The 7,544-nt window shown below is 41.4% G+C and carries 7 protein-coding genes and 1 pseudogene; 5 read left to right on the top strand and 3 right to left on the bottom strand.

What is annotated here, in order from left to right:
• Positions 1 to 579: 579 nt before the first annotated feature.
• Both ACFE90_RS33955 and ACFE90_RS33960 read left to right on the top strand, forming a co-directional pair.
• Positions 580 to 1,584, top strand: a complete 1,005-nt coding sequence (locus ACFE90_RS33955; protein WP_375506687.1) for an ABC transporter ATP-binding protein — start codon at positions 580 to 582, stop codon at positions 1,582 to 1,584.
• Positions 1,585 to 2,397 (top strand): ABC transporter permease, encoded by an 813-nt coding sequence (locus ACFE90_RS33960; protein ID WP_375506688.1) that lies wholly within the window; start codon positions 1,585 to 1,587, stop codon positions 2,395 to 2,397. It abuts the gene before it with no gap.
• A gap of 35 nt (positions 2,398 to 2,432) precedes the next feature.
• On the opposite strand, the pseudogene ACFE90_RS33965 reads toward ACFE90_RS33960, so the two are convergent.
• Positions 2,433 to 2,806 (bottom strand): annotated as a pseudogene (locus ACFE90_RS33965) (four helix bundle protein).
• Between the two features lie 134 nt (positions 2,807 to 2,940).
• On the opposite strand from ACFE90_RS33965, the gene ACFE90_RS33970 reads away from it, so the two are divergent.
• The 3 genes from ACFE90_RS33970 to purU all read left to right on the top strand — a co-directional run bounded on the left by ACFE90_RS33970 (position 2,941) and on the right by purU (position 6,270).
• Positions 2,941 to 4,671: a GldG family protein gene (locus ACFE90_RS33970; protein ID WP_375506693.1), complete on the top strand. Its 1,731-nt coding sequence runs from the start codon at positions 2,941 to 2,943 to the stop codon at positions 4,669 to 4,671.
• 91 nt (positions 4,672 to 4,762) lie between these two features.
• Positions 4,763 to 5,389, top strand: coding sequence for a DUF4340 domain-containing protein (locus tag ACFE90_RS33975; protein ID WP_375506689.1), 627 nt, complete (start codon positions 4,763 to 4,765; stop codon positions 5,387 to 5,389).
• A gap of 26 nt (positions 5,390 to 5,415) precedes the next feature.
• Entirely contained in the window at positions 5,416 to 6,270 is an 855-nt protein-coding gene (gene purU / locus ACFE90_RS33980; RefSeq protein WP_375506690.1) for a formyltetrahydrofolate deformylase, read from the top strand.
• A 29-nt stretch (positions 6,271 to 6,299) separates the two neighbouring features.
• Here the strand turns inward: purU and ACFE90_RS33985 are convergent, their stop codons facing one another.
• Both ACFE90_RS33985 and ACFE90_RS33990 read right to left on the bottom strand, forming a co-directional pair.
• Positions 6,300 to 7,037 carry a peptidylprolyl isomerase gene (locus tag ACFE90_RS33985; protein ID WP_375506691.1) on the bottom strand — a complete coding sequence of 246 codons (738 nt, stop codon included), beginning with the start codon at positions 7,035 to 7,037 and terminating at the stop codon, positions 6,300 to 6,302.
• Positions 7,038 to 7,171: 134 nt separating this feature from the next.
• On the bottom strand, positions 7,172 to 7,453 hold the full coding sequence (locus ACFE90_RS33990; protein WP_375506692.1) for a hypothetical protein: 282 nt from the start codon (positions 7,451 to 7,453) through the stop codon (positions 7,172 to 7,174).
• Positions 7,454 to 7,544 lie beyond the last annotated feature (91 nt).

Raw genomic sequence — 7,544 nt, forward strand, 5'->3', positions numbered from 1 at the left:
ATTGTTTCGACTAACAATGCGATTGTTTCGGCTAACAATGGCATTGTTTTGACTAACAATGCCATTGTTTCGCCTAAATAAATCTCGCACTGCGTTTCTATTCAGCCTCGGAATGAATTCTAAGTCTCATAGCTGAACTCCACTCAAGTGGACTGAATTAATCATTTAGTCCACTTGAGTAGATTTTAGCTATTATACCAATTCACAAAAACCTTGATATATATAGATTTATCGTAGGGGCATGGCAATGCCATGCCCTTGCTAACGTATTTGTATGATTATTAAAGTGAAATAGTATCAGCCCTGAACTTCAGTTGTGGGCAAGATGTTGGTGAGTGTGACAGTTTCACTCTGACAAAAAAATGTGGGTAGAGGATTTTTCGACTTGTGCGTATACCGTAGCCTTACAAGGAGAAAGGCTTTAATTTTTCCCCTAACCCTTGTAAGGAAGCTTGCTCGGTGGTTAAGTTTTTCAGGAACTTTACCCATTATCGGCGAATCTTAGTGCCAATCCCCCATACCCAATATCGTGATCTAAGATTATTGGGTATTCTATAAATTGCGATCGCCACTATACCGATGATCGAAGTTGAACATCTGAGTAAAATATACGGTTCCACCCCAGCGATTACTGATGTCACTTTTAGCGTCGAACCTGGGGAGATTTTAGGGTTGTTGGGCCCCAATGGCGCTGGTAAAACCACAACCATGCGGATTCTGGCTGGTTATTTACCGGCAACTAATGGAAATGCCCGAATTGCTGGTTATGATGTCCATGAAAATTCCCTAGCTGTACGCCAACGCATTGGTTATTTACCGGAAACACCGCCGTTATATCCAGACATGACGGTGGAAGGATTTTTGCATTTTGTCGCCCGAATTAAGGGAGTATCAGCAGGCGATCGCCCCAACAAGGTAACAGCCGCTATCGAACGCTGCAACTTAGAAGATAAGCGGCGGGTGATTATTCGCAAACTCTCTAAAGGATACCGCCAAAGAGTAGGAATTGCTCAAGCGATCGTCCACGATCCACCAGCGATCATTTTAGATGAACCCACCGTTGGACTCGATCCTCGGCAAATAATTGAGGTGCGGAATTTAATTAAAAGTCTCGCTGGGACTCACACAATTATTCTTTCCACGCACATTCTGCCAGAAGTGAGCATGACTTGTAGCCGCGTCGCCATCATCAATCGCGGTAAAGTTGTGGCAACTAATACACCAGAAAACTTGATGACTCAGTTGACAGGTGGCTCTGGGTATGAATTGGAAATAGAAGGAGAAGCTGCCCTAGCGAAACAGGTATTGCAAAAAGTCGCGGGTGTGAGTTTGGTAGAATCAATTCTGACAACCGGAGGCCATCAACCCCAGACAAATCGCGCTTACCTGCGGGTGATATCGCAACCGGGAAAAGAACCAGGAAAGGATATTGCCACAACATTAGTGCGGACAGGATTCGGTTTACATGAACTGAAGCGAGTTAACGCTACCTTAGAAGATGTGTTCTTGCAACTGACCACAGAAGAGAAAAATTTCGATACTGAGGTAGACTTAGCAGCAGACAACGAAGGAGAGGCAGCGTAAATGGGTGTAGTGCTGAGTAATATTATTGCCATTTATCGCCGAGAGTTACAGAGTTATTTTGTATCACCTTTGGCTTATGCGATCGCAGGCATATTTTGGCTCATCGCGGGGTTATTCTTCGTGATGATTTTGCTAGGCCCAGATGGGATATTGGTAGGAGTTGCGGCAATAGATGCACAAGGGCAACAACTCGGAGTGCCAGTACCGCCGATAGATGTTCCCTATGAATTTATCCGGGCATTTTTAGATCGCATGGGGTGGCTATTGTTGTTTATCCTGCCAATTCTCTCGATGGGACTCTATGCCGAAGAACGTAAGCGGGGCACTTTAGAATTATTAGCCACCTCACCAATTACCAATTGGGCGGTAGCTTTAGGTAAGTTATTAGGTGTGCTAACATTTTTTACCACAATGGTTGTACCCATGCTAGTGTTTGAAGCGATCACAATCAGTGGATCAAATCCACCAATGGCGCTCTCAATTCCTTTACTGGGTCATTTTGGATTAATCTTACTAGCAGCATCAATTTTATCTTTAGGAATGTTTATTTCTTCATTAACAGACAGCACAATCCTATCTGCCGTTTTCACCTTTGCAGTAATTTTATTATTGTTATTGATTGATTTAATCGCCAAAATTGTCCCTGGCCCGTTGGGCGAAGCTTTAGGTTATCTATCATTACTGAAACATTACAACACTTTAATTCAAGGCATTTTTGATACCAGCGCCTTAATTTTATTCGCCAGTTACATTTTTTTGGGTATTTTTCTCACAGCTCAATCAATTGATGCACTGCGCTTTCAAAGACAATAGTCATTTGTCATTTGTCCTTTGTCCTTGGTTATTTTTTATTTGTCATCTGGGACATTGCCAATTGAGTTTAGATAAGAATTTAATTTCGGAGCTAGTTCGTTAATGATTGTTTTGATTGCATTTATCTGTTCGGTAGTTAAAAGATTACGAGTATAAGCCCGTCTAACCAATGTTGAGTTTCATTCAAAGAGCCTCTCGCTATTTTGATAAAACGTCTATTATCTTGAAAACTACCTCTTCCTATACCTTCTGCTATATTGGCACCGAGACTATCTGCCAAACGTACAATCTGTTTACCAATCGTATCTTTTGCAAAAAAATTCCATCCCTCAACAATTTTCCAAATGTCATCAGCTAATTGTTCTGATAATTGATACACCTGTAATTTTTGAAACCGCTTTGTTGCCATTGATTCAGTTGTCTTGCTAATTTTTATTTAATCAATCAATTTTCGTGGATATATTTTTACCTGTCACTAATTTGTGATATATAACCAACGATAAATGACCAATGACAAATGACAAATGACAAATGACAAATAAGATGAAGATAGTTGCAAAAAAGAAACTGTGGAAATATCTGTTTTGGTTGGGACCGTTCCTAATTACTGTCGGCTTAACAGTTGGATTAGTCTCAGAACAGTGGGGACTAATCCCATTAGTATTTCTGATTACGGGAATTGTCATCAGTGGGTTGGGGATAATATGGCAAAGCTACGAAACTAACTGGTGGAAGCGTCGTTCTACCCAAGCTGGTACTAATGCTTTAGTAGCAACTCTGGCAGTGTTGGCAATTTTAGGATTGATTAACTTTTTGGGAACTCGCTATCACCTGCGAGCAGACTTAACAGAGGCTCAATTGTTTACCCTTGCGCCCCAGTCACGCGAACTTGTGAGGGTTTTACCACAGCCAGTTAAGGTGTGGGTGTTTGATATTAACCAGAATCCCCAAGACCGAGAACTGCTAGAAAATTATCAGCGCCAAAGCTCAAAATTTAAATATGAGTACATCGACCCCCAAACTAGGCCAGGATTGGCAGAAAAGTTTGGCGTGAAAGATTACGGGGAAGTTTATTTAGAATCTGGAGATAAACGGCAATTAGTACAGACGATAAATGAAAATGAGCGATTGTCAGAAATCAGATTAACTAGTCGCCTGCAACAACTAACAAATTCAACCACAGCCAAAGCTTACTTACTCCAAGGTCATGGCGAACGCCAACTTTCGCCTGGTAAAGATGCAATATCACAAGCAGTTCAGGCGTTAGGCGATAAAAGTTTTACAACATCACCCCTGAATTTAGGAGAAACTTCCAAAATTCCTCAAGATGCGGCTGTAGTGATAGTAGCTGGCCCCAAGCGAGGGCTGTTTGAAGGCGAAGTCAAAGCTTTGCAAGAGTATCTTAATCGCGGTGGTAACTTACTGCTGATGATTGATCCTAATACCGATCCCAAACTTAACAACTTGCTACAAGAGTGGGGTGTTCGCTTGGATAATCGTTTAGCAGTCGATGTCTCTAGCGAAAGTGTTGTGGGGCTTGGCCCTGCTGCGCCCTTAGTCACAGAATACGGACAACATCCGATTACCAAAGATTTCGGTAACGGTAATTCTTTTTATCCGATTGCTCGACCACTGGAAATTACCTCTGTACCTGATGTTCAGGCTACTCCATTACTACAAACTAAACCCTATCCCAAAAGCTGGGCAGAAAGCGACCTCCAAAGCGAAAAATTGGAGTTTAATGCAGATAAAGACCTCAAAGGGCCTCTAACCTTGGGCGTTGCCTTAAGCAGAAAACAAACACCCAAATCTGCTTCCACTCCCCAACCTGCACCTACACCTTCACCCCTACCATCACCAACCACTCAAAGCAAGACTAGCCCTACTCCTTCCCCTTCCGCCAAGACTCCGCAAGCCTTACCTCTACCATCACCAACCACTCAAAGCAAGGCTTCCCCCACTCCCCCTGTCCCTCCTGGCCCCACTCCCTCATCTCAAACAGCCACCGAGTCCCGTTTAGTGGTTTTAGGAAATTCCAATTTCGCCACCGATGGCTTGTTTCAACAGCAATTAAATGGAGATGTATTCCTCAACTCAGTTACTTGGCTGAGTCAACAGGATCAGCAACCCCTTTCTATTCGCCCCAAAGAACCGAAAAATCGTCGGATAACCTTGACAACCACACAAGGCAATCTTCTAATATTGTCATCTCTGTTGCTTTTACCTCTAATTGGGTTTGCGATCGCAGTTATTATTTGGTGGAAACGACGGTAAGAAGTAAGTTAGGAGTTAGGAGTTAGGAGTTATAAATATTAACTCTTTACCAATGACAAATGACAAATGACAAATGACAAATGACTAAAAAATGAAATTGCCGCGAACGACTTTAATTTTGATACTGCTAGCGCTGGGTTTAGGTGGTTTTGTTTACTTCTATGAAATTCGGGGTGCAACTGTGCGAGAAGAAACCAAAGAGCAAAAGCAGAAAATTTTCTCTTTTGGGGAAGATGATGTGCAATCTTTAACAGTCAAGACAAAAAAACTCACCCTGAATCTGGAACGTAACCCTGAATCTAGTAGTAACCCCAAGTGGTTAATCAAATCTCCGGTATCTGGGCCAGCAAATGATGCCATTGTTTCTTATTTAATGGATTTGTTGGTCAAAGGTAATAGTGAGCGTACTCTATCAACTCCAACAAAAGACCTTAAAGAATTTGCCCTAGATCAACCCCAAGCAACCATCAATATCACTCTGAAAAACCGACAAAGCCATCAGTTGATTTTGGGTAAATCTAACTTTAACGGGCGTTTATTATATGCTCAAGCTGACCCGACTGCTAAACTCGATGTAAATATAAATGTGCTGTTGGTATCTACAGATTTTGCAAATGCCGTAAATCGGGAACTATCAGAGTGGAAACAACCTGTAGATAATAGCCAGAAACTTCCTCCGCTTACGATTCCTAAACCGACTCCGACAAACAGCAAATAATTAATTCAAAATCTGGCAATATTATTATGACAAATCCGACAGCAACATTGCTGATTTCCTGCCCCGATCAACGGGGACTGGTAGCGAAATTTGCCAATTTCATCTATTCTAATGGTGGTAATATTATCCATGCAGATCAGCATACAGATTTTGCTGCTGGGTTATTCCTTACCCGGATTGAATGGCAGTTAGAGGGGTTCAATTTGCCGCGAGAATTTATTGCTCCTGCATTTAATGCGATCGCACAACCTTTAGGAGCTAAGTGGGAAATACGTTTTTCTGATACAGTACCACGCATTGCTATTTGGGTAAGTCGGCAAGACCACTGTCTATTTGATTTAATTTGGCGACAACGCGCTAAAGAATTTATTGCTGAAATTCCTTTAATTATTAGTAACCATTCTAATTTAAAGGTAGTTGCAGATCAATTTAATATCGACTTTCAGCACATTACCATCAATAAAGATAATAAAGCAGAACAAGAAACCCAACAACTAGAATTACTGCGCCAGTACAAAATAGATTTAGTTGTATTGGCGAAATATATGCAGATTGTTAGTGCAGATTTTATTAGTCAATTTCCGCAAATTATTAATATACATCATTCGTTTTTACCAGCTTTTATCGGAGCAAACCCTTATCACCGAGCTTTTGAACGGGGTGTAAAAATTATTGGAGCAACGGCACATTATGCTACTGCTGATTTAGATGCAGGCCCAATTATTGAACAAGATGTAGTGCGAGTTACCCACCGTGATGAAGTTGATGATTTGGTGAGAAAAGGCAAAGATTTGGAGAGAGTTGTATTAGCAAGAGCAGTGCGATCGCACTTGCAAAATCGTGTATTAGTATATGGTAATAGAACAGTAGTCTTTGAGTGATTTTATATTGGAGCAAATTTAATTCGAGGTCAATCCAGGGAGATCCAGCCACCATTGGTCAGTTCAACTAGTTTTTCTTCTAGCCAGGCTTCAAAGAGTTCATCTAGCAATCGTTGGCGCATTGACTCATCTAGTAAAGCTGGGATAAGTATCTCTAATCTGACAATCACCAGCCATTCTCCTAAACGAGTAGGACGCCATAGTTGACCCGCTTTACTGCCATACAACATTTGTGCTAGCTTTGAGGAGATTTTACCGAGTTCGACTGGTCCACACCAACCTCCGCTTTTTGCTTCTGGCCCTTGAGAAAATTGTCGAGCTAGTTCAGTAAAGGACTGCTCTCCTTCCTGAAGTCGGAAATAAAGCTCGTCAGCAAGCCCTTCATCCTTTGTCTTGATTAAAGAATAAATTACTTTGTTTAGCGAAGACTTACGCTTAAGGAAATGACTTTCAATTTTCGGCTCCCAGTTAGCTTGTTTAAACTTCTCAATTCTTAGTTCTCGGATAGCTATAGTTTCTAACTGCTCTGGAGTCATTTCATAGAGTTCTAGCCATTGCTGACGTCTTAACTCGGAAGTAAGCTGCCATTTCTCATAAAATTGCTCACAAGCACTGGCTTTTTCTTCGAGCGTACAGGTAAAAGAAGCTATCGCCTGATCAGTGATAATCTCACGTAAAAATTGGGGAAACAGCTGATAGATCGCCAACAAGCTGACAATTTTTGCCGTCGGGATTTTTTGATTTTTAACTTGCAAAATCTGAGCCATATCTGAGAAAGCCAACGGATTTATTCATACTTTTAATCTGTTTTGTAAGCAGGGACCAAGCTTCTACTTACAAAACTCATCTGGGCTTTGAAAGATCATTTTCAGATACAAGCACACAAGGAACTTTTATTTATCTATTTAACATCAAATCCTAGTTCATACTGGCCGCCATTTCCAGAAAACGTAAATCGAAAGTAGCCAGGTGTTCCATCAAAGAAAATTCCGCCGTCTTTGATTGTGCCTGGATCGCTACCGGCAAATTGGCGTATGGAGCTAAATTTGTCATCGAAAGAAGGGCCAGAGCCAGGATCGTCTTCCCATAGTGTAAAAAACAGAGGGTCTGCTTTGGTCGCCGGATCGTTTTCGAGTAGTTTGTTTGGGAAGAGAATTTCACCAGCATCAAAACTATTACTCACTGTATTTTTCTTAGAACTACTTTCAATTAAGTAATAGATGGGAGCAACGCGATTTGGTGAGGTAGGATCAAAAACCAGCGATCGCTAACAA

The organism is uncultured Nostoc sp., assembly GCF_964245445.1.
Taxonomy (GTDB): Bacteria; Cyanobacteriota; Cyanobacteriia; order Cyanobacteriales; family Nostocaceae; genus Nostoc.

Coding starts and splice junctions, on each gene's coding strand:
- ACFE90_RS33960 (WP_375506688.1), top strand. CDS start 1,585: ATGGGTGTAGTGCTGAGTAATATTATTGCCATTTATCGCCGAGAGTTA.
- ACFE90_RS33970 (WP_375506693.1), top strand. CDS start 2,941: ATGAAGATAGTTGCAAAAAAGAAACTGTGGAAATATCTGTTTTGGTTG.
- purU (WP_375506690.1), top strand. CDS start 5,416: ATGACAAATCCGACAGCAACATTGCTGATTTCCTGCCCCGATCAACGG.
- ACFE90_RS33985 (WP_375506691.1), bottom strand. CDS start 7,037: ATGGCTCAGATTTTGCAAGTTAAAAATCAAAAAATCCCGACGGCAAAA.
- ACFE90_RS33975 (WP_375506689.1), top strand. CDS start 4,763: ATGAAATTGCCGCGAACGACTTTAATTTTGATACTGCTAGCGCTGGGT.
- ACFE90_RS33955 (WP_375506687.1), top strand. CDS start 580: ATGATCGAAGTTGAACATCTGAGTAAAATATACGGTTCCACCCCAGCG.